This window comes from Streptomyces sp. NPDC024687 (assembly GCF_055559055.1).
On sequence record NZ_JBVHLJ010000011.1, the window covers coordinates 160,248 to 183,176 of the forward strand.

Consider the following 22,929-nt stretch of genomic DNA (forward strand, 5'->3'; position numbering starts at 1 on the left):
TCGCTGGTCAGGCCTCTCGAGCATCCTGTTCGCTTGCGCCGACTCGGCCACGAGTATTCTCTGGCAATGTCGAATCGGTCAGTGGCGGCGGGACTCGGTCTCGCTGGTGTGATGGCGCACTGCGGCGGAAGCCCGGCGAGCGCAGTGGAGCTTCTGGTGGGGGCGATAGCCTCGGCCCCCGCGGCCCCGGAGCCCTATGCGGCCCTTGCCGAGTTGTGGCAGGACCGACGCTCGGAACTGAAGGAGAGCCTCGAAGGGGACAGCTCCTTGAGCGCTGTGCTGGCGCAGTCGTACTTCTTCTTCCTTGAAGGGGACATGGACGACGCGGTGATGACCCTTGGTTCGGTCACCGGTGTGCGGCCCGATGTGGCATGGGGCGCCGCACCCTGGTTCGGCGACGCGCGCTTTCTTGACACTGTGAATGCCGAGGCGCTGGCCGAGGCGTGTCTGCGGACGTTGGACTACGGCCACGACCTGAACACCGACGAGATGCGGGAGCGGTTCACGCCCTGGTTCCATGCCCTCGACGTCGTGTCCGAGCGGAATCCCGTACCGGAGTCGCTGGCAGCCATGGCCAGGCTGCCACGGGCCTGCGGCCGTTACGAACTGTCCTTCGCTTTGTGCGACCGCGCCGACGCCGTCAGTCGGGTCATGTGGACCGCGGTCGCTCGAGCGGCCACCTGGCGCGTGATGGGCGATCTGGACCAGGCTGCTGGGGCCTTCGAATGCGCCTTGCTCCTGGAGCCCACCAACTGGTCCCTCTACCTGGACCTGGCGGACGTACGTGCCGAGCAGGGCAACTTCGCCGCAGCCGCGAGTCTCGTCGAACAGGGCCTGGAATACGAACCTCACGAAGTCTCCCTGCGCGCGGCGGGCGCCGCCTACCGCACACGTGTTTCCGGCTCGCCGGACGACCTGAGATCCCTGATCGCCCTGGCACCCGAGCTCGCGAGCGCCACCTACCGGAACCTGCTGATCGACTATGCGTGTGCAGGGCCGAAGCTCTCTCGGAGCCTCGTTGCCGAGGCCCACCGCATCCGTAAGAAAATCTGACCCAGGTGTAGCAGGCTGCAGTCCGTCAAAGGACGCCAGCTTGCCGGGGTGGTGGAGGCGAGTGCCGCGGAGCGGGCAGTGAACCGATGGCGCCGACGAACTGCAGCATCCGTGTGAGCGCGAAGGTGACGACGACCAGGACGCGGCCGAAGCCAGTCTCGCTCCGAGGCGACCATCAGCAGGGTGTTGCTGTCCGCGGGCAGGAAGACCATCAAGTCGGCGCCGACGGCCTGCACCAGAAGCCCGAGAGACCGTTGCCGCGGAGCCGGGGCTTGTCGTACCACTGGCGGCTAGCGCACCCGAGGCGGTTGCCTCAGGTTGTCGGGTCCCAGAGCCCGTCGGCTTCACCGCGGGCGAGGTGTTCGGCGTAAACGCCGACCTTCCAGGCGATGACGGACCGGCACTCCTCCAGCGCCTGGATCTGCGCGTCGACGCGCTGCCGATGGGCGTCCAGCAGTCCCAGCCGTACCGCTTCGTTGCCCGGTCCTTGGCGTACCAGTTCGGCGAAGTGCTTGAGGTCGGCGAGCGGCATGCCGGATTCGCGGAGCTTGACGCAGATCAGCAGCCACTCGACATCGAAGGAGGTGTAGCGCCGTCTGCCGCCGGACGTGCGCTGGACCGGCCCGACGAGCAGGCCCTCGCGCTCGTAGAAGCGCAGCGCGTGCACGCTCAGTCCGGTCCGCTCGGCTACTTCGCCGATGCTCAGCGGCTGCATGGCAGCCTCGGTGGTCGTCATGCCGCTCACCCCTGGACTTGATCTAGACCTCGCTCTAGATCGTAGCGTCCGCTGCATGACCATCACGGACCAGCAGCCGCTCGGCTCGCCCTTCTCCGCTTCCACCACTGCCGAGGACGTCGTGGCCGGCCTCGACCTCTCCGGAAAGACTGCCGTGGTGACCGGGGGCTACTCCGGGCTCGGCCTGGAGACCACCCGGGCTCTGACGGCCACCGGAGCTCGGGTCATCGTTCCCGCCCGCCGCCCCGACATTGCTCGTACCGCTCTCACGGAAGTGAAGAATTGCGAGGTCATCCCCATGGACCTGGCCGACATGGAGAGCGTCCGCTCAGCCTGCGCGCACATCAGTGGCCGTCTCGACCGGCTCGACCTCCTGATGGCCGTGGCCGGAGTCATGGCCACCCCGGAGCGACGCGTCGGGCCCGGCTGGGAGGGCCAGTTCACCGCCAATCACTTCGGGCACTTCACCCTCACCTGCGAGCTCTACCCGCTCCTCGCCGCCGCAGACGGCGCGCGCGTCGTCGCCAACAGCTCCGCCGGACACACTCTGACCGGCATCCGCTGGCACGATCCGCACTTCCGTACCGGCTACGACAAGTGGCTGGCCTACGGCCAGGCCAAGACCGCCAACGCCCTGTTCGCCGTGCACCTCGACGCCCTCGGGAAAGACGACGGCGTCCGGGCATTCGCCCTCCATCCCGGCAAAATCATCACTGGGCTCCAGCGGGACATGCCCCTCCAGGACCAGATCGCCCGCGGCTGGGTGGATGAGCACGGCAACGTCATCGGGGATGATTTCAAGACCGCCTCCCAGGGGGCAGCCACCGGCCTGTGGGCCGCCACGGCCCCACTCCTCGACGGCCGCGGCGGCCTCTATCTGGAGGACTGCGACGTTGCGCATGTCTCCGCACCCGGCACCCCCATGGATGACGGGGGCGTCCGCGCATACGCCATCGACCCCGACGAGGCAGCCCGGCTCTGGGCCCTGTCTCTCGCCGTGACCGGCGCTGCGCCGATCACCCGATGAACCCACGCTCTGCATATCCGTGCTGCCCGCCGCTGTGGCGGGCAGCACGGTGCGATACGGCGTGCGCAGCCCGAGTTCCCGCAGGTGAACCGACGGACCCTCAACTGGGCAACAACGCTTCGGCCACCGCTCGGCACATCAGCGGGAACCGCGGGTAGGAACCATGAACCCGGCCCGCCCAGACTCCGCAGCCCGGGCACAGGGCACTGTTCGCGATGCCTTGCGCGTCAACGCGCACTATCTCGATGTTCGCGTCCACCGACAGCACCGCGACGTCTGCCCAACTACCTTGCCTGTCGCAGAAGTTGAGCCAGAACCCGACTTTCGGCTCTGGCGCAACTTGTGGGGCATCAGCAGTGGCAGTTCACCCGTACCAAAATCGTGGTGAGGGGCAGCTGCGACAGGTATGCCTCGCTGCCCGGCCATACTGCGGGCCCTGGGGGATCGTGAGGACACGATTCCGGGTCGCAGGACGCGTGAACGGCACTTCCGTCGCTCTCTCGCCACCAGCCGTCGACGGTGAGCACGTCCGTGTCCGGCGGAAACTTCCAGGAGAGCTCACGGATGTAGTCAGCACGGCTGCGGGAGAAGCCGACGACGGGATGCTCCGTATGGAACGGGGAGCCCGGAAAGCCCAATCCGAGACTCCAGGGGTGATCGAGGTATGCCTTGATCAGCGGCTGAGCCCGGTAGGCGGCCACCATCCCGTCGTCCCAGGGACCGCCCGGGAACGCGTCGGGATCATTTCGCCAACGCTCCACGAAGACCTTGAGGGGCAGGGCTGGAGGGTGCACGCCAGACAGACGTTGCCACAGGTCCCAGGACGCGGCTGTCGCTCGTTCGGAAGCGGCTTGCGGCCGCGAGAAGTCGAGCAGGGTACGCGGTCCTCCGGCACAGACTCCCGGAGCGCTGGGAGCAGGGGTGCCGTCGTATCGGGGCTCGTCGTGGACCAGCCTGGGATCGTCCTCGTATCCGCGGACGACCGCGAACCCCCGACCATTGCTGCCGCCGAGGACGCGACGTGAATCCCACATGCCGCGGCCCAGGGGGTTGTCACCGTTCTGGTCGAACGGTGCGAGAGCGGCGGCGAGCGCCCCCTCAATATCGTCCGCGACCTCGGGCGGCAGACACACCGTCACTGTCAAGCCGGCCATACGCTCTCCCCGCTCTGTCGGCGGACAGCATGATCGCACCGAGCGGCTACGTTTGGCCTGCCGATTTGGCAGCGAGCAGGACTCGCCTCAGGCGGACCGCCCGGTTGCCGTCCGCGGAGGGGCCATCACCCAGCTTCCCCACACCACAAAATTCGAGTTGCAAGACAGAGGCAACGCGTCGAGCAACGCCATCGGAGGCACCGGCGAGACTGCCGCGCTCCAGGCGCACGTAGTAGTCGACCGATACCCCCGCCAGTAGGGCTATCTCCTCGCGGTGCAGACCTTTGACCCGACGGTTGCCGCCGTAAGCGGGCAGGCCCGCCTGCTCGGGGCGATCCGGGCGCGACGTGAGTTGAGAAATTCCCGGACTCGGTGTCGGGGTGGATCCCGAGCGGCTGGCTGGGTCTATGCGGGAGGCGGATCTGCAGCGGCACTCCTCCCACTGCCGGTTTTTCCTCGTGACCACGGACCGCGAGTCGTCGCCAGAGGTCAACCCCAAAACCACGCGTTCCACCGGAGCCTGGGAGTTCTGTCCTACGAGGACAAGCTCGTACCGGACGCACGACGAATCAGGAGCCCGTGCAGGACCCCGGCAGGACGCGGCCCTGCAGTCCCCATGCGGGGTCGATCGGGACGCCGAGGCGGTCCAGGACTGTGGGGGCCAGGTCGATGAGGCGCGGGGTGTCGAGCAGGGTGCCGCCCGGTACGCCGGGCTCGGTGAGGATGACGAAGACCTCTCGCTCGGCACGGGTGTCGCCGCCGTGGCCGCCGGTGTCGAGGTGGCCGTGGTCCGTGGTGACGAGCACCGTCCAGTGCTCGTCACCGCGGCCGGGGTGGGAGCGTCGGGAGTCGATCGCGTCCAGCAGCCGCCCGAGGTGGGCGTCCACGGCAAGGAGGGCCTGGTCGTAGGCGGGGCTGAGGGGGCCCGTGGCATGGCCGGCTTCGTCGGTGGCGCCGAAGTACACGAACACCGCGTCCGGGTCGCCGTCCGTGAGCCAGCGCACGGCGGTGTCGGCGGCGAGGCGGTCCGCTGCTTCGTAGCCCTGCGCCTCGCCGTCATGGAGTACTCGCCGGGCGATGGCCGGGCCGAGCGTGCCGCGGTGGAGCAGGTCGGGCCACGACACCACGGCCGCCGTACGCAGACCGGGCCGGGCGACGACGGCACGGCTGAGGAAGTCGGGGTAGCGGGAGTAGTCGGCGCCGGTGAAGTCGTTGCCGGTCACTCCGTGACGGTCGGGCCACACCCCGGTCAGCAGGCTCGACCAGCCGGGCCCGGAATCGGTGTAGGCCATGCTGGTCGACGGTCCGTCCTCCGCCTGCCCGTCCACTTCGCCGTAGGGGAGGAGACTGGTGCCGTGGGCGCCCGCCGCCATGAGTCCGTGCAGCACGGGGGCCGTGGAGGGCGAGCGAGTCAGCCGGTCGAAGCGCACTCCGTCCAGGCCCACCACGAGCACCTTGCCGCGCTTCACGCCGTCCGCCCTTTCCTCCTCAGCGTTCTCACCGGGCGCGCGCCGCTGCGGGGGATGTACGTCCGTCATTCCTCACCTCTCTCGATACCTGCAACGGCTTCAACTGCCCTGCACGGCGCCCTCGGTCGCGCCCGCGATGAAGCCTCGGGCGAAGATCGAGAAGACGACGAGCATCGGGACGGAGGCCATGAGCACCCCGGCCATGACCATGCTGTAGTCGGTGTTGTGGGCGACGTTGAGCTGGGCGAGCGCCACCTGGAGGGTGACGTGGCCGGGCTTGGTGAGCACGACGAGCGGCCAGATGTAGTCGTTCCAGGCGTTGACGAAGGCGTAGATGGCGAGGAACGACAATCCCGGCTTGATCATGGGCAGCGTGATGTTCCAGTACTGGCGCAGGAACCCGGCGCCGTCGATGCGTGCGGCGTCGAGGAGTTCGTCGGGTACGCCGCTCTGAATGTACTGGCGCAGCCAGAAGATGCCGAAGGCGTTGGCGAGGGCGGGCGGGGCGAGTGCCCTGAGCGTGCCGACCCAGCCGATCTTGGAGACGAGGATGAACTGCGGGAGGATGCCCAGCTGCAACGGCAGCATCATGAACCCGAGCAGCGCGGCGAAGAGCACCCTGCGTCCGGGGAAGTCGAACTTGGCGAAGGCGAAAGCCGCCAGGGAGTCGATGAGCAGCACCAGGACGGTGGTGACGGACGCGACGACGACGGTGTTGAGCATCGACCCGAAGAAGTCGATGGTCTTGAGCATGTGCCGGATGTTCTCCAGCAGATGGGAGCCGAAGCTCAGCTTCGGCGGACTCTTGTAGATGTCCTGGGTGGTGTTGGTCGCCATGATGATCGTCCACACGAACGGGAAGACCGAGATCAGGACCGCCAGGATCAGGATGATGTGCGCGCTCAGGCCCCTGGGGCGCCGGGACCGTCTCGTGTCCGTCGCCCTCGGCGTCGTACCCGCTGCCGTCATGGCTTCCTCCCTCGTTGCACGATGCGCCAGTTGATGAGGACCAGCACGATGATCAGCACGAAGAAGGCCCACACGATGGCCGCGCCGTAGCCGTAGTCGTTGTTGACGAAGGCCGACTGGTAGAAGTACAGCAGCGTGGTCAGGCCCGCCTGGCCGGGACCGCCGAGGCTGGGGTTGGCGGCCTCGCTGGCGAAGAGGATCTGGGGTTCGCTGAAGCTCTGCAGGCCGTTGATGGTCGAGATGATGACGGTGAACAGAATGATGGGCCGCATGATCGGCATGGTGATCTGGAAGAAGGTGCGGACGGCGCCGGCACCGTCCAGCTTGGCCGCCTCGTAGATCTCCTTCGGGATGGTCTGGAGCCCCGCCAGGTAGATGATCATGTTGTAGCCGGTCCACATCCAGGTCATCAGCAGCGCGATGACCAGTTTGATCAGCCACGGGTCGCTCAGCCACGGGACGGGTGAGATGCCCACCGTGTCCAGGATCGCGTTGACCAGACCGAAGTTGTTGCTGAAGACCGCGCCGAAGAAGATCGCCACGGCGACGATCGAGGTCACGTTCGGCACGTAGAGGGCGATGCGGTAGAAGCCCTTGAACCGGCGCACCGAGTGCAGCAGCGTCGCCAGCACCAGGGCACCGACGAGCGTGGGCACGGTGGACAGGACCCAGATCACCAGGGTGTTGCGAATCGACAGCCAGAAGACGGGGTCCTCCCACAGGAAACGGAACTCCTGCAGGCCCACGAAGTGCATGGTGCCGATGCCGTCCCAGCGCTGGAAGGCCAGATACAGCGAGTAGAGGACCGGAAAGAACGAGAAGGCGAGGAAGACCAGGTAGAAGGGCGAGATCGCCAGGTACTGCCGCCAGTGGGACAGCACCCCGCGACGCCTGACCCGTACGGCGCCCGGGGGCGGGGTGCGCCGCGGGCGGAACCGGCGCGGGCCCGGTCCGCCGCGGTGCGTGGGCACCGCGGCGGGGCCGGTGACCGGAGGTGACGACATGTCAGCTCACTCCCTGCCGCCGGCCGATCTGCTTGGCCTGGCTGACCGCGTCCTTCCAGGCGTCGTCGGGCTTCTTGCCCTTGGCCTCGATGTTGGTCAGCTCGGTCAGGTAGGGGGCCATGACGGCGGCGTCGGCGGGTGCCTCGTAGCTGTCCGGGATGGCCTTGGCGGCCGGACCGAAGACCTCGATGATCTTCTGTCCGCCGAAGAAGGCGTCCGGACCTGTCATGGCCGGCATCGCGTAAGCGGCAGGGCAGGCCGGGAAGATGGCGGCGTCGGTGAAGCCGCGGGCGTCGTTGGCCGGGCTCAGGATCCAGCTGATGATCTTGAATGCCTCTTCGGGATTACGGCACTGCTTGGGCAGGGCCAGGTAGGAGCCGCCCTGGTTGGCCGGTCCTCCCGGGTTCGGGCTGACATGCCACTTGCCCTTGGTGTTGGGGGCCGCCTGCTCGATGTCCAACGCGTGCCAGGCCGCACCGAGTTCGGTGGTGAGCGTGCCCTTACTGAGGGCGGCGTTGTGGGTGTTGTCGTTGATCTTGCCGTCGAGACCGAGCTGGTAGGGGCGGACGGCGAGATCCCAGGCGGCGCGTATGTGGTCCTGGTCGCCGATGAAGTGGTTGTTCTTGTCGATGAACCGCTTGGTCCCCTGCCCGACCGCGATGTTGAACACCGTGCCGAGGTTGTTGATCAGGTAGGTGCCCGGCAGCGCCTTCTTCAGCTCGGCGCCGAGCGCGAAGTAGTCGTCCCACGTCCTGGTCGCGGCGGCGACCTTGGCCGGGTCGGAGGGCAGCCCTGCCTTGTCGAACAGGTCCGCCCGGTAGTAGAGCGCGGTGGGACCGACGTCGATCGGGAAACCGATCTGCTTGCCGTCGGTGGTCTTGGCGAGCTCGGTCTTCCACCCCAGGTACTGGGGAGCGAGGCTCTTGAAGCCCAGGTCGTTCAGGTCCAGGAAACGGTTGCCGTTGGGGAGGAAGGAGGCGATGTCCTCCCCCTTGATGCCGGTGATGTCCGGGACGGCGGCCCCCGCCGCGAGGGTGGTGGTGAGCTTCTGCTTGAAGTCGCCGCCGATGGAGTCGGTGGTCAGCTTGATCTGGCTGCTGAAGTGCGTCTTGGCTTCGGCGACCACCTTGTCGCTGAGCGCGCCTCCCCAGTACCAGAGGGTCAGGTCCTTGCCGTCCTTGGTGCCGCTCGATCCTGAGCCGCCGCATGCCGCGGTGGCGCCGGCCGCGGCGGCCGTCAGGGCGGCGGCCTGAAGGAATCGTCTGCGGGAAAGATCCACGATCTTCTCCTAGTTCTGGGCGGGTTCTGCGCGTCGGCCATGTCGGGCATGCCCGGCAGGACCTGTGAGTCATGGGCCGTTGAGGGAGTGCGACGGGAGGGCCGGGTGGCTGAAGAGCATCGGCGTGGTGGGAACCCTTCAGCCACCCGGGGCGTGTGAGCTGGTCCTCTCAGACGGTGCCGACGCGTCCGTGACGGCGGAGTACGCCTTCATCCGCTTCGGCCGACCGGAGTGGGGTCCGGACCTCGCTTGAATTACGCAAGAGAGTGCACCCGGTGCGCGACTTTGACAAGGGTCAAGCGAGTATCGAGACATTCATGCGTGACTTTGCTTGAGTTTGAAGAGTTCGCGAGTATGGTCAGCGGCATGCTCGCTGACCGGAGACATCAGCTGATCCTTCGCGCCCTGCGCGCGGACGGGCCCCTCTCAGTGGTCGCCCTGGCCGAGAAGGTCGGGGCGAGTCAGGCCACGATCCGACGGGACCTCGTACAACTGGAGGACGAGGGACTGCTCAAACGGGTGTACGGCGGTGCCGCGCCCGTGATGGGCGAGGACGACCCGTTCGCCGACGTGGCCGGCGTCCGGGTCGAGGCGAAGGACGCGCTGGCCGCCTGGTGCGCGGACCTCGTCAGGGACGGCGAGACCGTGCTGCTCGACATCGGCACCACGGCCCACCGGGTGGCCCGCCATCTGCACGGCCGCTCGCTGACCGTGATCACCAGCAACCTCGCCGTCTACGAGGAACTCCAGGACGACAAGGACGTCCAGCTGATCCTGCTGGGCGGCGTGGTCCGGCGCGACTACCGCTCGCTGGTCGGCTTCCTCACCGAGGACAATCTGCGGCAGGTCCACGCCGACCGGTTGTTCCTCGGCACCAGCGGGGTCCGCCCGGACGGCCAAGTGCTGGACACCACCGCCGTCGAGGTGCCTGTCAAGCGGGCGATGATCGCCGCCAGCGCCCAGGTGGTCCTGGTGGCGGACGCGGGCAAGTTCCCCGGCACCGGCATGGCCCGGGTGTGCGGTCCCGAGGAACTCGACGTCGTGGTGACCAACGCCCCGGTGGACGAGAAGACCGGTAGCCGTCTGCGGGAGGCGGGAGTCGAAGTGGTGGAGGTATGAGACTGCCGCGCCCTGCGGGTGGCTACCGAGCAGCAGTGTGCCCGCCGCGCCCGGCCGGAGCGGAGATCCGCGCCCCCCGATCCCTGGCTTACCGGCCGAGTTCGACCGCCTGGGCTGGGCCGGCCCCCGCCTTCAGGCATGCCGGATCTCGTCCCGGCCGACGGCAGGTCCACCACCCGCGTCATCAGCGCGCCTCGGTGGGCGAGACGACCGCGGGCCTTGCCGGGAATTCAGGCGCCGGACGTCCCCGGTCCACGGTGCTCGAAGGTCCTGAGCGGCGGCACCGGACGCGGCCCGGTGCCCGGGACCCAGCCCGCGTCCAGCTTGCGCAGGCCCACGCCGTTCGGTGCCCAGACGTGGCAGCTGTTCAGCACACCTGACGTGGAGCGCGGGCCCTGGGACTCCTCCCCGGCGTACCGCAGGCCCGCGTTCGCCGAGATGGCCGCCTGCACGACCGCGGGGCCCAGGACGCGGGCCAGTTCATGCAGGTGCGAGCAGCCGGACACCCCACGGAACCGCTCCTGGATCGCCCGGTTGTACCCGGCAGCGACACTGAGCCCGGTCAGGCCGTCGAACACCGGGGTGATCAAAGGGCACTCGGCGTGCGGGAAGGTCCGCATGTCCGCGTCGGCGTGCACGATGACCATGTCGGCCAGACGTACACGCACGGCCAGCGCCATCCGGTGGACGACGTCGGCCGGCGGCTCCGCCCAGGGGCGCACGTCACTCAGTTCCGCCTCGACCGAGATCTCGTCGCCGCCCTCCGCGTAGGCGGTGACGGTGATCGTGCGGCGGTGCAGCGGGAGTTCGGAGCGTGTCATGACGACGCCTCCTGCGACAGGGCCGGGGCCACGGCCGGAGTCTCTCCCAGCCCCGCGAACTCCGGCTGTCTGCGTTCGATGAAGCTGCGCACGCCCTCGCGGTAGTCCGGGGCGCGTTTCGCCGTGGCCAGCAGGGCGGCCGCGTGGTCGCGGCTGTCGGGGAAGGTCCTCGCCTGGTCGTCGGCGAGCTGCCGTTTGATGAGGGACATCGCGTACGGGCTGGCCGAGCGGGCCAGTTCGGTCGCGTACGCGAGTGCCGCCGGGAGCAACTCCGCAGGTTCCACCAGGCGGTTGACCAGCCCCATCGCCAGGGCCTCCGTGCCGGTGATCCGGCGCGAGGACAGCAGGAGGTCGGCGGCGTTGCCGTAGCCGATCAGCCGGGGCAGGATCCAGGACACGCCGTCCTCGGCCACCAGTCCGCGCGCGCTGAAGGCGGCGGCGAACTTGGCGTGCGGTACGGCGAACCGGACGTCGCACATCAGCGCCTGGTTGAACCCGATGCCGGCGCAGGCGCCGTTGACAGCGGCCACCACGGGCTTCGGGAAGGACATGGGTCGGGTACGCGGGGGCAAGTGGTCCGTCGGCCAGGGGCGGGCGCCCGACGAGGCGGCGTCCAGGACGCTCATGTCCATGCCCGGGCAGAAGCTGCGCCCGGCCCCGGTGAGCACCACGGCCCGCACCCGTGGATCGCGCTCCGCCCGCTCGAACAGTTCGTTGTAGAGCAGTTCCATCTCGAGCGTCCAGGCGTTGTGCCGCTCGGGCCGGTTCAGGGTCAGCAGCATGACCCCGTCGTCGGTGAGATCGGTGAGGATCTCCGGGGCCGGGTTCTCGGTCATCGAGGTCACTCCCGCGGTATCCGTCGGCTGGACCGGCTTTATAGATAGATGAATCATCTATATACCAACGGGCCACGAGTGCACCAGACCAGATGGCGCACAATGAAGATCACCGACGGCTTGACCTGGTACCCTCGATGCACTAAGACGATTCATTTAGCTATACGAGGAGCCCACCGTGGCCGAGGCAGCCCGCACCGCAGAAACGGCGACCGTGCCCGTCCCCGCCCGCAGCCGTGTCGGACGTCAGGTGCGGGTGCCGAAGACCGCCGAGCTGGTCGCCGGACACCTGCGTCGCCAGATCGTACGCGGCGAGCTGAAGCCCGGCGACGCGCTGCCCCCGGAGTCGGGCCTGATGGAGCAGTTCGGCATCTCGCGACCCACGCTGCGCGAGGCGTTCCGGGTCCTGGAGTCGGAGTCCCTGATCACGGTGCGCCGCGGCGCCCACGGCGGGGCCCGGGTGAGCGCTCCGGACTCGGACGTCGCCGCCCGCTTCGCCGGCCTGATCCTCGAGTACCGAGGCGCCACGCTGGGCGACATCTACCGCGCCGCGGCCCTCATCGAGCCGCCCTGCGCCCGCCAGCTCGCCACCAAGCACACGCCGGACGACATCAAGCAGCTGCGCGACGCGGTGGCGGCCGAGAAGGCCGTCCTCGACGACCCGCTCGCCCTGGTCGACGCGCAGGACGCCTTCCACGCCCTGCTGATCGAACTCACCGGCAACCAGACCCTGATCCTGCTGTGCGGCATGCTGCGCAACATCATCGACCGGGCCAACGCCTCGTACACGGCGGGCGCGGCCGATGCCGAGGCACAGAAGGCGCAGGCCCTCAAGGGGCACCGGGCACATGTGCGGATGGTCGGCCTGATCGAGTCCGGCAAGGCGGACGAGGCCGAGAAGCTGTGGCAGCGGCACATCGCCGGCGCGGACGACGTCGTGAACGCCGCCGGCCCCAAGACGGTGCTCGAACTCCTCGACTGACCGGCCCCACCTCGCGACAGGTCCGCCTCCGCTACCCGCCACAGGTCGGCCCCCACTCCCCTCTTGCGCTCTCTAATCAGTTAGATAATTATAGAAGGCGTACTGAATAGTTCCCGGGGGCCCGGAGGCGACGCCATGGCCGAACAGCGCAAGCCCATCTTCGACTGCGACCAGCACATGTACGAGGAGCGGGACTCCTTCACCCGCTACCTTCCGAAGGAGTTCCTCGGTTCGGCGGTCGCCCCGGTGACCCTGCCGGACGGGCGGGAGGTGATCCTCGCCGGGGACCGCATCGTCGTATGCCTGGAACCGGAGTTCGGGCAGGTCTACCGTCCCGGTTCGCTCAAGGAGATGCTCAAGGCGATGGCCTCGGGCAATCCCGAGGAGACGTACCAGTTCGAGCCGATGCACGAGTCGTACCAGAACCGCGAGTCCCGGCTGCGCGTCATGGACGAGCAGGGTCTGGACCAGACGATCATCTACCCGGGCGGCTGGGCGCTGGTGGCCGAGGAGTACGTGAAGGGCGTGGAGCCGCTCTACGCCAACTACCACTCCTTCAACCGGTACATGAACGAGGTCTGGGGCTTCAACCACCAGAACCGCATCTACGCCCCCGCGCTGCTGTCACTGCGCGATCTGCCCAGCGCCGTCAAGGAGTTGGAGTTCGTCCTGAACCAGGGCGCCCGCTTCATCCTGCTGCCCACCGGCCCGGTGTACGGCCGCTCGCCCGGCGACCCGTACTTCGACCCGTTCTGGAAGCTGGTCAACGACGCCAAGGCCAGCGTCTGCTACCACATCAGCGAGTTCTACTACAACTCGCAAGTGGCGCCCTCCTGGGGCTACGACCCCAACCCCATCCACTTCCGGATGTCGGCCTGGCAGTGGCAGAACACCTACGGCCAGCGTCCCGTCGAAGAGACGCTGTCCGCGCTGATCTTCGACAACCTCTTCGGCCGGTTCCCCGACATCAACGTCCTGGTGTCCGAGTTCGGCTCCGAGTGGGTGCCGCACTTCGTGCGCCACATGGACAAGAGCCGTGGCATGGGCCGCAACGGCCCCTGGATAGGCGGGCAGTTGGACGAGCGCCCCAGCCAGGTCTTCCGCAAGCACGTCCGTGTGGTGCCCTATCCGGAGGACGACATCGTGAACGTCGTCAAGCGCCTCGGCTACCACGAGTCCATCGTCATGGGCTCCGACTTCCCGCATGCGGAGGGCCTGGCCAACCCGGCCGACTTCCGCAAGCTCATCGCCGAGCTCGACGAGTCCGCCCAGGACGACATCATGTACAACAACGCCCAGCAGCTGATCAGCCGCTGAGCATCGCGGGAGAGAAGCGGGGAGCCCGGTACCGGCATTCGGTACCGGGCTCAAGACTGTTTGGGGGTAGCGAGTGTGGAGCGGTCAGTGGTCACCCTGCTGAACCCGGAGGTCCGGTACTGCCGCCAGGCACATCGCCGGATGCAACCGCCATGACCCAACTCCACCACCGAACGCAGGCGATGCCCGGTTCCCCCCCGGCACCACGCACCCTCGCACTACTGCTCCGTGAGATCCGCCGCGAGGTTCGCGATGTTGGTGAGGAGGGCCGTGCCGCGCCGGGAGTGGTCGTAGCCGGCGAGGGGGTAGCCGTTGGTCAGGCAGGCGAAGGACAGGCCGGTCTCCGGGTCCAGGAAGCCGAGTTGGTAGGCGGCCCCGGCGCTGCCGAAGAGGGCCGGCGAACCGGTGGACGGCAGGTTGCTGCCCGCGTCCGGGCCGGCCACGGTGACGAACAGGCCCATGCTGGTACGGCGGTTGGAGCCGCCCCCGTAGATCTGCTCCCCGTGCGGGTGGTCCGTCAGCCGGATCCGGGTGCCCTCCGCCACCGCCTCCGGCTTCCAGAGGCCCGAATGCTCCAGCGCCTGGAAGTACAGGGCGACGTCGGCGGCCGTGGCGACCAGCGCGTGGCTGGGCTCGCCCGCCGCCAGCACCCGCGGGTCGGACAGGTACCAGGGGCCCCAGGGGTCGGGCTCCTGCTCGTCGCTCGTGCGGTCGGTGGCGGTCATCGGGGCGACGGTGCCTGCCTGCCGGTCCACCGGGACGCCGAGTTCGAGCGAGGACAGGCCGAGCGGTACGGCGATCCGCTCCCGCAGGTAGTCGGCGAAGGCCAGGCCGGTTCGCCGCTCCACGATCTCGGCGATCAGCCAGGCCGCCGAGGTGAGGTGGAACTGGAAGCGGCTGCCCGGCGGGTAGTCGAGCCGCCAGCGGCCGAAGGCGGCCAGGCGCTGCTCGCGGTCGAGCATCTTCGGGTACCCGAGTGGCGCGAAGGGGAAGCCCGCGGTGTGTGTGAGCACCTGCTCGACCGTCACCTCCTCCTTCCCGTTCGGCGCGAACTCCGGGATGATCGCGGCGACTTGCTCATCCACGTCCAGCAGGCTCTCGCCGATCAGCTTCCACACGGCGCCCGCGACGATGGACCGCCCGACGGACTGCAGGACGTATCGCGTGGACGGTTCGGCGTCCCCCCAGGTCTCGAAGGCGACCAGCCTTCCGCCCCTGGCCACGGCGACCTGGGCGGTCGGCAGCGGTCCGTGCTCGACCTCCAGGCGGATCCGGCGCAGGAGTACGTCCAGCCGGTGCGGGTCGACGCCGACGGTCTGCGGGGCGACGACCGAGTGGTCAAGCGTCACGTGTCTCTCCTTCGAGCGCGGCGGGCGCGGTGGGCGCGGTGGGTTCCCGAAGGCTTCGGCGTACGACCTTGCCGTTCGCATTGCGGGGCAGGTCGTCCACGAACCACCAGCGGACGGGGACCTTGAACCCGGACAGCCGGGCGCGGGTGTGGCTTCTCAGGGCCGCGGGCTGCGGTGGGGCGTCGGGATCTGCGGGGACGACGAAGGCGACGACGGTCTGGCCGAGCCGCTCGTCGGGAACGCCGGTGACCGCGACATCCGCCACCCCGGGATGCGCGGACAGGACGGTCTCCACCTCCAGCGGGTGGACGTTCTCGCCACCACGGATGATCATGTCGGTGCGTCGGCCGAGCAGGTAGAGATACCCGTCCTCCGCCACGCGGCCCAGGTCGCCGCTGTGCAGCCAGCCTTCGGCGTCGATCTTGAAGAGGTGGTCGGCGCGGGCATGGATCTCTCCGATGCCGTCCGGGCCGGGGTCGTGGACCCTGATCTCCACTCCGGGTGCGGGCCGCCCCACCGACCGCAGCAGCTCGGTGCGCCCGGCCACCGCCTCCCGGTGGTCCTCCGGGGTGAGCACGCTGATCGGTGATCCCTCGGTCTGCCCGAACATGTTGAGCATGCGGACGCCGGGCATCGCCTCGTACGTCCGGCGCAGGGTGCCGGGGCGGACGGGCGCGCCGCCGTACTGGAGGGTCCGCAGCGTCTCGTGGCGGGCCTGTCCGGCCGCCAGCAGAGTCTCCAGCATCGCGGGGACCATGCTGGTGTGCGTGGTGCCGAGGTCCCGCAGCAGAGCCCAGCCCTCGACGGTGAAGCGGGGCAGGCCGGTGATCAGGGCGCCGGCGGCGAGGGCGACGGCGAGGTTGCCCAGGCCCGCGATGTGGTGGAAGGGCGCGCTGCCGCCGTAGAAGCTGTCGGGGTCAAGGGCGCACAGCCCGCCGTTCACGCGGGCCCGGGCGGCCAGGCGCCGTTGGCTCATGGGCACGGGCTTGGGCAGGCCCGTCGTTCCGGAGGTGTGCAGGACGGTGGCGAGGTCGTCGGGGTCTGCCACCAACTCCCTTGATGCCGCGCGCAGTTCGGGAACCACGGCGATCCGGCGGCCGGAGAGCTCGGCGACCTGCCTGCCGAGGTCGGCGAACTCGGGCTGCGCCAGCAGGACATGAGCCCGCGTCTCCTTGACCACGGCCGCGATCTCGTACGCCGTCATGCGGACGCCGAGCGGTGCGAGTGGGTGGCCGGATCCGGCGCCGCCGATCACCAGCGCGAGGGCGTCGGCAGAGGTGGCAACCAGTGCGGGCACCGGTTCGCCGGGCTCCAGGCCGAGGGTGTCCAGCCAGTCGGCCGCACCAGCCGCACGGTGGAGGAGTTCACGTCCGGTCCAGGTCAGGTCGCCGAACCGGACGGCGGGGCGGGCATGGTCGTAGGCGCGGCTCACCATGGCGGTCCAGGTGGCCGCCTGCACCTCTTCCTGCGCGGCGGCCATCGGCTCAGGGCTCCAGTCGGGCCGCCGCGATGCCGGTGACCACCTGGGCGCCGTCCTGGTTGACGGTGCGCAGGGCGAAGTGGGCGACCGGGCCGGCCGGCGTGTCCTCGATCGACTCGACGGTGGCCGTGGCGGTGAGGGTGTCGCCGGGCCAGACCTGCGCCTTGAAGCGGACGCCGTAGCGCAGCAGTGCCTCGGTGCCGACCCAGTCGGTCAGGACCCGGCCGGTCATGCCCATCGTCAGCATGCCGTGGGCGAACACTCCGGGATAGCCCGCGGCCTCGACGGCGAACTTCTCGTCGGTGTGCAGGGGGTTGAAGTCGCCGGAGGCGCCCGCGTACTGCACGATCCGGGTGCGCTTGAGGTCGTCGACGAGGACGCTCTCGCGTGTCTCGCCGACCTTGATGTCGTCGGGGCTCAGGCTCATCGGGCGTCCTTCGGGGTCGCCGGGCCCTCGGGGACGACGGCCACGGTCACGGCGCTGACGACCGGTTCGCCGTCGGCGTCCCGGTACTCGGTGATGCGCTCGCTGAAGAGCAGGCGGCCGGTGCGGCCCTGCTTCTCCCAGCTGCGGCCGGCGGAGAGGTGCGCGTAGAGGGTCTCGCCGGCGCGCACCGGGCGGTGGTACTCGAAGTGCTGCTCGGCGTGGAGCCCGCCGGCGCCTTCGGCCATGACTCCGGCGTCACGTCCCGACCCGAACCACTCCTGCTCCGGCTTGGGACGCAGGTGGTAGTCGGGGTCGTAGTGGGCGCTCGCCATGGTGAAGGTGGGCGGTGCGAGCGCCGACTCGCCCTGGTACGCCGGGTTCTCGTCGCCGATGGCACGGGCGAACATCATGATGTGCCCGGCCTCGACGGGGAAGGGTTGCCCTGTCATCCGCGTGTGCTCCTCGAATCAGTACGGCAGATCAGTACGGCAGAAACGCGTCGCGCGTGGCCTCGTCCGGGTCGAAGTCCGGCGGCAGTCCCTCGAACTTGGGCTCCCGCTTCTCCACGAAGCTCGACACGCCCTCGCGGAAGTCGGGCGAGCCCGCGAAGAACTCCATGGCGGAGTAGGAGCGGGCGAGGGCGTCGGTGAAGGGGCGGTCCAGGTCGCCGTACACCTGGTGGCGTACGACGGCCATGGCGCGCGGGGAGCAGTTGCGGGCGATGTCCCTGGCGTAGGCGCGGGCCGCGTCGAGCAGATCCCCGGGTTCCACGACTCGGCTGACCAGACCGAGCTCCTTCGCCTCGTCGGCGTCGAACACGCGGCCGGACAGCAGCAGGTCGAGGGCGTTCTCCAGGCCGATGACGCGCGGCAGGACGTACGGCAGGTTGTACTCGCCGGCCAGGCCGCGGCGGGTGAACGCGGTGGTGAAGCGGGCCCCGCGGGCGGCGAAGCGGACGTCGCAGATGAGCGCCTGGACCAGGCCGATGCCCGCGCAGGCGCCGTTGACGGCGGCGATCATCGGCTTCGGCATGTTCCGCCTGCTGTACATGGGGACGCGGGCCTGGAGGTTGAGGGACTCCCCCGGCTGCGAGTTCTGCTCCAGGCGCTGCATGTCCATCCCCGGGCAGAAGGCCCGGCCCGCCCCGGTGATGATCACCACTCGGACGGCGGGGTCCTGTGCGGCCCGGTAGAGGAGTGCGAAGAAGCGGCGCTCCATCGGCAGGCTCCACGCGTTCTTGCGCTCGGGCCGGTTGAGGGTGACGGTGGCGACGCCGTCCTCGTCCACCTCGTACAGGACCAGGTCCTGGTCCAGGTTCTCGGGGGCCACCGCGGTTTCCTCGGGCATCACGTCACTCCTCGTCCAGCGGTTCGATCGGGTCGCCGACGCCGGGCCGTTCCCCGGAGATGGTCACCACCACCTGCCCACGGGCGCAGATGCGTCCGTCGGCCCGCACGTCGACGTCGGCGAAGTGCACCCGGCCGCCCCGCCGCACACAGCGCGCGTAGGCGATCGCCTCACGGCCGCGGGCGGGTGCGAGGTACTGCACCGACATCGACACGGTGCTGAGCCGGCTGCCCTTGGTGAAGTCGTGCCCGGCGATCACGGCTCCGGCCCCGGCGGTGTCGATGAGCGCCGAGATGACGCCGCCGTGGAAGACGTCTTCGTGGGCGGAGAGGGACTCGGCGTAGGGGAGCACGATCTCGACCCCGTCCGCTTCCCAGCGTGTCACCCGGATGCGGCAGCGCCGGTTGAAGGCGACTCCGCGTTCCCAGCGGGCCCGGAACCAGGCCCGGCGTTCGCGCTGTTCCTGATCGGTGAGGGTCCTCGCCGCGACGGTCATCAGCCCGCCCTCCGGTCCCGGCCTGGCGGCCGATCCATATAGTTACATGAATTCAATAGATGAGGCAATCACGAGGGCCGCATCCAACCCCTAGATGTATTATTTATATAACTGATTAGCCGTCCGTGAACAGAGGGAGACCCAGATGCCGTCGACCGCACTGGCCGGGATCCGCGTGCTCGATCTGTCCCGCATCCTCGCCGCGCCGCTGGCCACCCAGATGCTGGCCGACCTGGGCGCCGAGGTGATCAAGGTCGAGCGGCCCGGATCGGGGGACGACTCCCGGACGTACGGCCCTCCCTTCGCACCCGGGCCCGAGGGCGACCGGACCGACACCGCCGCCTTCTACCTCGCCGCCAACCGCAACAAGCGGTCGGTCACCGTCAACCACGCCTCCACCGAAGGACAGGAGCTGATCCGCGCCCTCGCCGCACGCTCGGACGTGCTCGTCGAGAACTTCCGGACGGGCACGCTGGCCAAGTACGGCCTCGACCACGAGAGCCTGCGCGCACTCAACCCGCGCCTCGTCTACCTCTCGGTCACCGGCTTCGGACAGACCGGCCCGTACGCCGACCGCCCCGGCTACGACGGCATCTTCCAGGCCATGTCCGGGATGATGAGCGTCTCCGGGCACCCCGAGGAGCCGATGAAGGTCGGCGTCAGCATGATCGACATCCTCACGGGGCTCTACGCTTCCACCGCCGTCCTCGCGGCCCTGCGCCACCGGGACGTCACCGGCGAAGGCCAGTTCATCGACCTGTCCCTGCTGGACTGCGGCCTGGCCTCGCTGTCCCACTTCGCGATGAACTACCTGGTCTCCGGCGAGGTTCCGCAGCGGCGTGGCAACGGCGGCTACGGCGGGATCCCCTCGCAGGCCTTCCCCTGCAAGGACAGGCCGATCTTTCTGGTCGCGGGCAACGACAAGCAGTTCGCCGCGTTCTGCGCGGCGGCCGACCGCGGCGACCTCCTCCAGGACGAACGGTTCGCCACGACCTCCGCCCGGATCGCCCACCGCGAGGAGATCCTGCCGGTGCTGGCGGCGATCCTGCGCACCCGCACCCGGGACGAGTGGCTGAGCGTACTGGACGCACACGACGTGCCCGCGGGCCCGTACAACGAGATGCCCGAGGTCTTCGCCGACCCGCAGATACAGCACCGGGGAATGCTGATCGAGGTCGAGGACCCGACCTCCGGGCCCCTGCCGATGCTCGCCAACCCCATCCGGTTCACGGCGACGCCGGTCGAGGGGTACACCCCGCCGCCGGCGCTGGGTGAGCACACGGCCGAAGTGCTGGCCGAGCTGGCCGACGTGACGGGACATCAGCTGGCGGAGCTGCGGGGCCGGGGTGTTGTGTGAGGTGGGTGGGTACGCCTGGGAGGTTTTCGCCCCCGCCACCCCTGCCCGTCCCCTCACTGGTGGCTGCGCCCCCAGGCCCCCGCTGCCGCCTGAGCGGCCGCGCCCCAAACGCCGGACGAGCTGGAGACTCAGCGCGTCTGGCGTGTGAGGAACCGGGGGTCCGGGGCAAGGCTCCCTGGCCCGGGTTCCGGAGCGGAGCCCCGGGGACAGGACGGGCACGGGCGGCGGTGGCCGGAACTCCTGCCTCACCCGAGCAGGGTCCGGCCGCCTTCCAGCATGAGCGTCGCGCCCGTCAGATAGGCCATGTCGTCGCTGACGAGCGCGGCCACGGCCCGGCCGATGTCGGCCACCGGGTCGCCGAGCCGGCCCAAGGGGATCTGCCGGGTGATCTCCTCCGCCTTCTGCGGATGCGCGGCGAGATATGCCTCCGCCGCCGGACTCAGCGCGGCCGGGCAGATGACGTTCACGCGGATCCCGTACGCGCCCCACTCCCGCGCGGCGACCCGGCTCAGGCCGCGGATCGCCTCCTTGGCCATCGCGTAGGCCGCGAAGGTCACCTCGCCCTGGACGGCGGCCGAGGAACCCAGGTTCACCACGCTGCCGCGACTCTCCTTGAGGTGGGGCAGGGCGGCCTGCATCGCGTGGAAGGCGGCCAACGGTCCGCTGCGGTAGGTGAGTTCGACATCCTCGTACGACGTCTCCTCCAGCCTGCGCTGCACCGAGGACTGCGCGTTGTTCACGAGCACGTCCAGGCCGCCGAATTCCCGTACCGTCTCGGCCACCATGGCGTCGACGTCGTCCCGCTCCCCCACGTCCCCGACCACGGTGTACGCCCGGCCGCCGCGTTCGACGATCTCCCCGGCCGTGTACTTCAGCTTGGCCTCGGTCCGGCCGGTGATCACCACGGCCGCCCCCTCGGCGGCCAGCGCGAGCGCGATCCCGCGGCCCACGCCCTGCCCACCGCCGGTGACCAGCGCCGTCTTCCCTGACAACCGTGCCATCACGTTTCCTTCCAGAAGCCGGACCAGGAGGGGAAGGCCTCGGGCAGCGCCGGTTCTCCGGCACCCTCCCAGCCCTTGAATCCCACGGACTGGGGGCGTTCGGTCACGTCCGCCGCGTACCAGTGCCGTTCGCGGCGCCGGGAGAAGTACCAGTCACCGTCCACGCGCGCGTAGTCGTCCCAGTAGCAGATCGCCATCACGATCCACCGGTCCCCCACCTCGTGCTCGGCCCTGCAGTACACCGCGCCGGCCGCCGTGTCGCGGCCGGTGAACTCCACGCGGTGACCGCAGATCTGATGGACCGACCGGTAAAAGCCGCGCACCGCGGGTTCGATGTGCTGCCGCAGGACGGCCCGCCCGCGGCCGTGGCGCCCCATGTCCACGTCCGGCCGGAAGCAGCCGACCCAGGCGTCGAGGTCGCGGCCGTCCACGGCGAGGGCGTAGCGGATGGGCAGTTGCTGGATGGCGAGCTGCGACTCGACGCGGTCGAGACGGTCCTCGAGCGACATCACGGGCGCGGCTCCTTCGGCAGACCGAGGACTTGCTCCCCGATGATGTTGCGCTGGATCTCGCTCGACCCACCGTAGATCGTCTCCGCGAGGGCGAGGAGGAAGGAGCGCTGCCTGCGGTCCAGCGCGTAGCCCTCACCGACGATCTGTCCGGCGGAGCCCGTCAACTCCGTGGCCAGCTGGCCGAGTTGCTGGTGCCGGGTCGACGCGTACAGCTTCGCGGTGGTGGCCTGGGCGCCCGGCGTGCGGCCGGCGGTCAGTTCGGCGATGGTGCGCAGGTTGGTGGTGCGCATGATGCGTACGGAGATCCAGGCGTCGACGATGCGGCGGCGCAGCATCGGATCGTCGAGCGCGCCCCGCTCCCGGGCCAGGTCGATCAGTGCCTCGGCCTCCCGCTCGAAGGCGAGCTGCTGGGGCAGCAGCGTGGTGCCGCGCTCGATGCCGAGCGTGGCCATGGCGGTGCGCCAGCCCTGGCCGACCTCGCCGACGACCATGTCGGCGCCGGTGCGCGCGTCGGAGAAAAAGATCTCGGCGAACTCGTCCTGGCCGGCGAGGTTGCGAATCGGGCGGATCTCCACGCCGGGCTGGTCCGTGGGCACCAGCAGCATGCTCAGGCCCTTGTGCCGAACGGACTGCGGGTCGGTGCGGGTGAGGACGTAGACCCAGTCTGCGTGGATACCGAACGACGTCCACACCTTCTGTCCACTGACCGCCCACTCGTCGCCGTCCCGTTCCGCCCGCGTGCGCACGGACGCCAGATCGGAGCCGGCGCCGGGTTCGCTGAAGCCCTGGCCCCACAGTTCCTCGACGGCGAGGATCGGCGGCAGGAAGCGCTTCTTCTGCGTCTCGCTGCCCACCTTGAGGAGCATCGGGCCGAGCAGGTCGAGGGCGTTGACGGTGGCCCGGTACGGGGCGTTCACGCGCGCGTACTCGTACTCGAAGACGATCTCCTCCAGGAGTCCGAGCCCGCGGCCGCCGTACTCCTGGGGCCAGCCGATGCCCAGCCAGCCGCCCGCGGACAGTTCACAGTCCCAGGCGAGGCGGACCTCCCAGGCCGCGCCGTCGGTGGGGCCGCCCACGCCCCGGTGCTCGGCGAACTCCCCCACGAGGTGGTCCGCCAGCCAGTCCCGCACCTCCTCGCGGAAGTCGCGTACCGCGGGCCCGAAGTCCAGCTCCATGTCAGCTTCTCCCTGAGGT

23 protein-coding genes and 1 pseudogene are annotated in these 22,929 nt (G+C 69.4%); 6 read left to right on the forward strand and 18 right to left on the reverse strand.

From position 1 onward, the window contains the following. The first annotated feature begins 81 nt into the window (after positions 1 to 81). Positions 82 to 1,053 carry a tetratricopeptide repeat protein gene (locus ACZ39I_RS34660; protein WP_467248880.1) on the forward strand — a complete coding sequence of 324 codons (972 nt, stop codon included), beginning with the start codon at positions 82 to 84 and terminating at the stop codon, positions 1,051 to 1,053. 313 nt (positions 1,054 to 1,366) lie between these two features. Here ACZ39I_RS34660 and ACZ39I_RS34665 read toward each other — a convergent pair whose 3' ends face one another. Next, positions 1,367 to 1,789: a MerR family transcriptional regulator gene (locus ACZ39I_RS34665; RefSeq protein WP_467248881.1), complete on the reverse strand. Its 423-nt coding sequence runs from the start codon at positions 1,787 to 1,789 to the stop codon at positions 1,367 to 1,369. Between the two features lie 55 nt (positions 1,790 to 1,844). On the opposite strand from ACZ39I_RS34665, the gene ACZ39I_RS34670 reads away from it, so the two are divergent. Continuing rightward, a complete protein-coding gene (locus ACZ39I_RS34670; protein ID WP_467248882.1) occupies positions 1,845 to 2,816 on the forward strand; it encodes an SDR family NAD(P)-dependent oxidoreductase in 972 nt (323 codons plus the stop codon). Positions 2,817 to 3,166: 350 nt separating this feature from the next. On the opposite strand, the gene ACZ39I_RS34675 is transcribed toward ACZ39I_RS34670, so the two are convergent. The 6 genes and pseudogenes from ACZ39I_RS34675 to ACZ39I_RS34700 form a co-directional block, all read right to left on the reverse strand. Next, positions 3,167 to 3,970 (reverse strand): hypothetical protein, encoded by an 804-nt coding sequence (locus ACZ39I_RS34675; protein ID WP_467248883.1) that lies wholly within the window; start codon positions 3,968 to 3,970, stop codon positions 3,167 to 3,169. Between the two features lie 150 nt (positions 3,971 to 4,120). Continuing rightward, positions 4,121 to 4,306: pseudogene (locus ACZ39I_RS34680) on the reverse strand (helix-turn-helix domain-containing protein); the annotation flags it as partial. A 233-nt stretch (positions 4,307 to 4,539) separates the two neighbouring features. Then, on the reverse strand, positions 4,540 to 5,508 hold the full coding sequence (locus ACZ39I_RS34685; protein WP_467248884.1) for an alkaline phosphatase family protein: 969 nt from the start codon (positions 5,506 to 5,508) through the stop codon (positions 4,540 to 4,542). A 30-nt stretch (positions 5,509 to 5,538) separates the two neighbouring features. Further along, positions 5,539 to 6,408 (reverse strand): carbohydrate ABC transporter permease, encoded by an 870-nt coding sequence (locus ACZ39I_RS34690; RefSeq protein WP_403662188.1) that lies wholly within the window; start codon positions 6,406 to 6,408, stop codon positions 5,539 to 5,541. Beyond that, the gene (locus ACZ39I_RS34695; RefSeq protein ID WP_403662701.1) at positions 6,405 to 7,289 is read right to left on the reverse strand and encodes a carbohydrate ABC transporter permease; all 885 of its coding nucleotides are present in this window, start codon (positions 7,287 to 7,289) and stop codon (positions 6,405 to 6,407) included. Before ACZ39I_RS34695 ends, ACZ39I_RS34690 begins: the two co-directional genes overlap by 4 nt. A gap of 124 nt (positions 7,290 to 7,413) precedes the next feature. Further along, a complete protein-coding gene (locus ACZ39I_RS34700; RefSeq protein WP_467248885.1) occupies positions 7,414 to 8,691 on the reverse strand; it encodes an ABC transporter substrate-binding protein in 1,278 nt (425 codons plus the stop codon). 327 nt (positions 8,692 to 9,018) lie between these two features. On the opposite strand from ACZ39I_RS34700, the gene ACZ39I_RS34705 reads away from it, so the two are divergent. Further along, positions 9,019 to 9,810, forward strand: coding sequence for a DeoR/GlpR family DNA-binding transcription regulator (locus ACZ39I_RS34705; protein ID WP_451476050.1), 792 nt, complete (start codon positions 9,019 to 9,021; stop codon positions 9,808 to 9,810). Between the two features lie 230 nt (positions 9,811 to 10,040). Here ACZ39I_RS34705 and ACZ39I_RS34710 read toward each other — a convergent pair whose 3' ends face one another. After that, positions 10,041 to 10,631, reverse strand: a complete 591-nt coding sequence (locus tag ACZ39I_RS34710; RefSeq protein WP_467248886.1) for a DUF2889 domain-containing protein — start codon at positions 10,629 to 10,631, stop codon at positions 10,041 to 10,043. Beyond that, on the reverse strand, positions 10,628 to 11,467 hold the full coding sequence (locus tag ACZ39I_RS34715) for an enoyl-CoA hydratase-related protein (RefSeq protein WP_467248887.1): 840 nt from the start codon (positions 11,465 to 11,467) through the stop codon (positions 10,628 to 10,630). The genes ACZ39I_RS34710 and ACZ39I_RS34715 overlap by 4 nt, the downstream gene beginning before the upstream one ends. Before the next feature lie 178 nt (positions 11,468 to 11,645). On the opposite strand from ACZ39I_RS34715, the gene ACZ39I_RS34720 reads away from it, so the two are divergent. Then, positions 11,646 to 12,449, forward strand: coding sequence for a FadR/GntR family transcriptional regulator (locus ACZ39I_RS34720; RefSeq protein WP_467248888.1), 804 nt, complete (start codon positions 11,646 to 11,648; stop codon positions 12,447 to 12,449). A gap of 135 nt (positions 12,450 to 12,584) precedes the next feature. Beyond that, a complete protein-coding gene (locus ACZ39I_RS34725) occupies positions 12,585 to 13,766 on the forward strand; it encodes an amidohydrolase family protein (RefSeq protein ID WP_403662174.1) in 1,182 nt (393 codons plus the stop codon). Between the two features lie 218 nt (positions 13,767 to 13,984). Here the strand turns inward: ACZ39I_RS34725 and ACZ39I_RS34730 are convergent, their stop codons facing one another. Genes ACZ39I_RS34730 through ACZ39I_RS34755 form a run of 6 tightly spaced genes read right to left on the reverse strand, consistent with a single transcriptional unit; the run spans position 13,985 to position 18,865 of the window. Further along, positions 13,985 to 15,115, reverse strand: coding sequence for a serine hydrolase domain-containing protein (locus ACZ39I_RS34730; RefSeq protein WP_467248889.1), 1,131 nt, complete (start codon positions 15,113 to 15,115; stop codon positions 13,985 to 13,987). Next, positions 15,105 to 16,595, reverse strand: a complete 1,491-nt coding sequence (locus ACZ39I_RS34735; protein ID WP_467248890.1) for a class I adenylate-forming enzyme family protein — start codon at positions 16,593 to 16,595, stop codon at positions 15,105 to 15,107. Before ACZ39I_RS34735 ends, ACZ39I_RS34730 begins: the two co-directional genes overlap by 11 nt. Before the next feature lie 4 nt (positions 16,596 to 16,599). Beyond that, positions 16,600 to 17,022 carry a MaoC/PaaZ C-terminal domain-containing protein gene (locus tag ACZ39I_RS34740; protein WP_467248891.1) on the reverse strand — a complete coding sequence of 141 codons (423 nt, stop codon included), beginning with the start codon at positions 17,020 to 17,022 and terminating at the stop codon, positions 16,600 to 16,602. Beyond that, entirely contained in the window at positions 17,019 to 17,471 is a 453-nt protein-coding gene (locus ACZ39I_RS34745; protein WP_467248892.1) for an FAS1-like dehydratase domain-containing protein, read from the reverse strand. Before ACZ39I_RS34745 ends, ACZ39I_RS34740 begins: the two co-directional genes overlap by 4 nt. 31 nt (positions 17,472 to 17,502) lie before the next feature. Continuing rightward, positions 17,503 to 18,369, reverse strand: coding sequence for an enoyl-CoA hydratase-related protein (locus ACZ39I_RS34750; RefSeq protein ID WP_467248893.1), 867 nt, complete (start codon positions 18,367 to 18,369; stop codon positions 17,503 to 17,505). Between the two features lie 4 nt (positions 18,370 to 18,373). Further along, positions 18,374 to 18,865 carry a PaaI family thioesterase gene (locus ACZ39I_RS34755; protein ID WP_352385531.1) on the reverse strand — a complete coding sequence of 164 codons (492 nt, stop codon included), beginning with the start codon at positions 18,863 to 18,865 and terminating at the stop codon, positions 18,374 to 18,376. A gap of 145 nt (positions 18,866 to 19,010) precedes the next feature. Here ACZ39I_RS34755 and ACZ39I_RS34760 point away from each other — a divergent pair, with 145 nt between their 5' ends. Beyond that, positions 19,011 to 20,222 (forward strand): CaiB/BaiF CoA transferase family protein, encoded by a 1,212-nt coding sequence (locus tag ACZ39I_RS34760; protein WP_467248894.1) that lies wholly within the window; start codon positions 19,011 to 19,013, stop codon positions 20,220 to 20,222. 245 nt (positions 20,223 to 20,467) lie between these two features. Here ACZ39I_RS34760 and ACZ39I_RS34765 read toward each other — a convergent pair whose 3' ends face one another. The 3 genes from ACZ39I_RS34765 to ACZ39I_RS34775 are packed head-to-tail and all read right to left on the reverse strand — an operon-like array spanning position 20,468 to position 22,910. Next, positions 20,468 to 21,223: an SDR family NAD(P)-dependent oxidoreductase gene (locus ACZ39I_RS34765; RefSeq protein ID WP_467248895.1), complete on the reverse strand. Its 756-nt coding sequence runs from the start codon at positions 21,221 to 21,223 to the stop codon at positions 20,468 to 20,470. Beyond that, positions 21,223 to 21,732 (reverse strand): nuclear transport factor 2 family protein, encoded by a 510-nt coding sequence (locus ACZ39I_RS34770; RefSeq protein ID WP_467248896.1) that lies wholly within the window; start codon positions 21,730 to 21,732, stop codon positions 21,223 to 21,225. The genes ACZ39I_RS34765 and ACZ39I_RS34770 overlap by 1 nt, the downstream gene beginning before the upstream one ends. Then, positions 21,732 to 22,910, reverse strand: a complete 1,179-nt coding sequence (locus tag ACZ39I_RS34775; RefSeq protein WP_467248897.1) for an acyl-CoA dehydrogenase family protein — start codon at positions 22,908 to 22,910, stop codon at positions 21,732 to 21,734. The genes ACZ39I_RS34770 and ACZ39I_RS34775 overlap by 1 nt, the downstream gene beginning before the upstream one ends. Positions 22,911 to 22,929 lie beyond the last annotated feature (19 nt).

Coding starts and splice junctions, on each gene's coding strand:
- ACZ39I_RS34670 (WP_467248882.1), top strand. CDS start 1,845: ATGACCATCACGGACCAGCAGCCGCTCGGCTCGCCCTTCTCCGCTTCC.
- ACZ39I_RS34715 (WP_467248887.1), bottom strand. CDS start 11,467: ATGACCGAGAACCCGGCCCCGGAGATCCTCACCGATCTCACCGACGAC.
- ACZ39I_RS34740 (WP_467248891.1), bottom strand. CDS start 17,022: ATGAGCCTGAGCCCCGACGACATCAAGGTCGGCGAGACACGCGAGAGC.
- ACZ39I_RS34665 (WP_467248881.1), bottom strand. CDS start 1,789: ATGACGACCACCGAGGCTGCCATGCAGCCGCTGAGCATCGGCGAAGTA.
- ACZ39I_RS34725 (WP_403662174.1), top strand. CDS start 12,585: ATGGCCGAACAGCGCAAGCCCATCTTCGACTGCGACCAGCACATGTAC.
- ACZ39I_RS34710 (WP_467248886.1), bottom strand. CDS start 10,631: ATGACACGCTCCGAACTCCCGCTGCACCGCCGCACGATCACCGTCACC.
- ACZ39I_RS34735 (WP_467248890.1), bottom strand. CDS start 16,595: ATGGCCGCCGCGCAGGAAGAGGTGCAGGCGGCCACCTGGACCGCCATG.
- ACZ39I_RS34770 (WP_467248896.1), bottom strand. CDS start 21,732: ATGTCGCTCGAGGACCGTCTCGACCGCGTCGAGTCGCAGCTCGCCATC.
- ACZ39I_RS34675 (WP_467248883.1), bottom strand. CDS start 3,970: ATGGCCGGCTTGACAGTGACGGTGTGTCTGCCGCCCGAGGTCGCGGAC.
- ACZ39I_RS34760 (WP_467248894.1), top strand. CDS start 19,011: ATGCCGTCGACCGCACTGGCCGGGATCCGCGTGCTCGATCTGTCCCGC.
- ACZ39I_RS34690 (WP_403662188.1), bottom strand. CDS start 6,408: ATGACGGCAGCGGGTACGACGCCGAGGGCGACGGACACGAGACGGTCC.
- ACZ39I_RS34750 (WP_467248893.1), bottom strand. CDS start 18,369: ATGCCCGAGGAAACCGCGGTGGCCCCCGAGAACCTGGACCAGGACCTG.
- ACZ39I_RS34685 (WP_467248884.1), bottom strand. CDS start 5,508: ATGACGGACGTACATCCCCCGCAGCGGCGCGCGCCCGGTGAGAACGCT.
- ACZ39I_RS34775 (WP_467248897.1), bottom strand. CDS start 22,910: ATGGAGCTGGACTTCGGGCCCGCGGTACGCGACTTCCGCGAGGAGGTG.
- ACZ39I_RS34765 (WP_467248895.1), bottom strand. CDS start 21,223: ATGGCACGGTTGTCAGGGAAGACGGCGCTGGTCACCGGCGGTGGGCAG.
- ACZ39I_RS34755 (WP_352385531.1), bottom strand. CDS start 18,865: ATGACCGTCGCGGCGAGGACCCTCACCGATCAGGAACAGCGCGAACGC.
- ACZ39I_RS34745 (WP_467248892.1), bottom strand. CDS start 17,471: ATGACAGGGCAACCCTTCCCCGTCGAGGCCGGGCACATCATGATGTTC.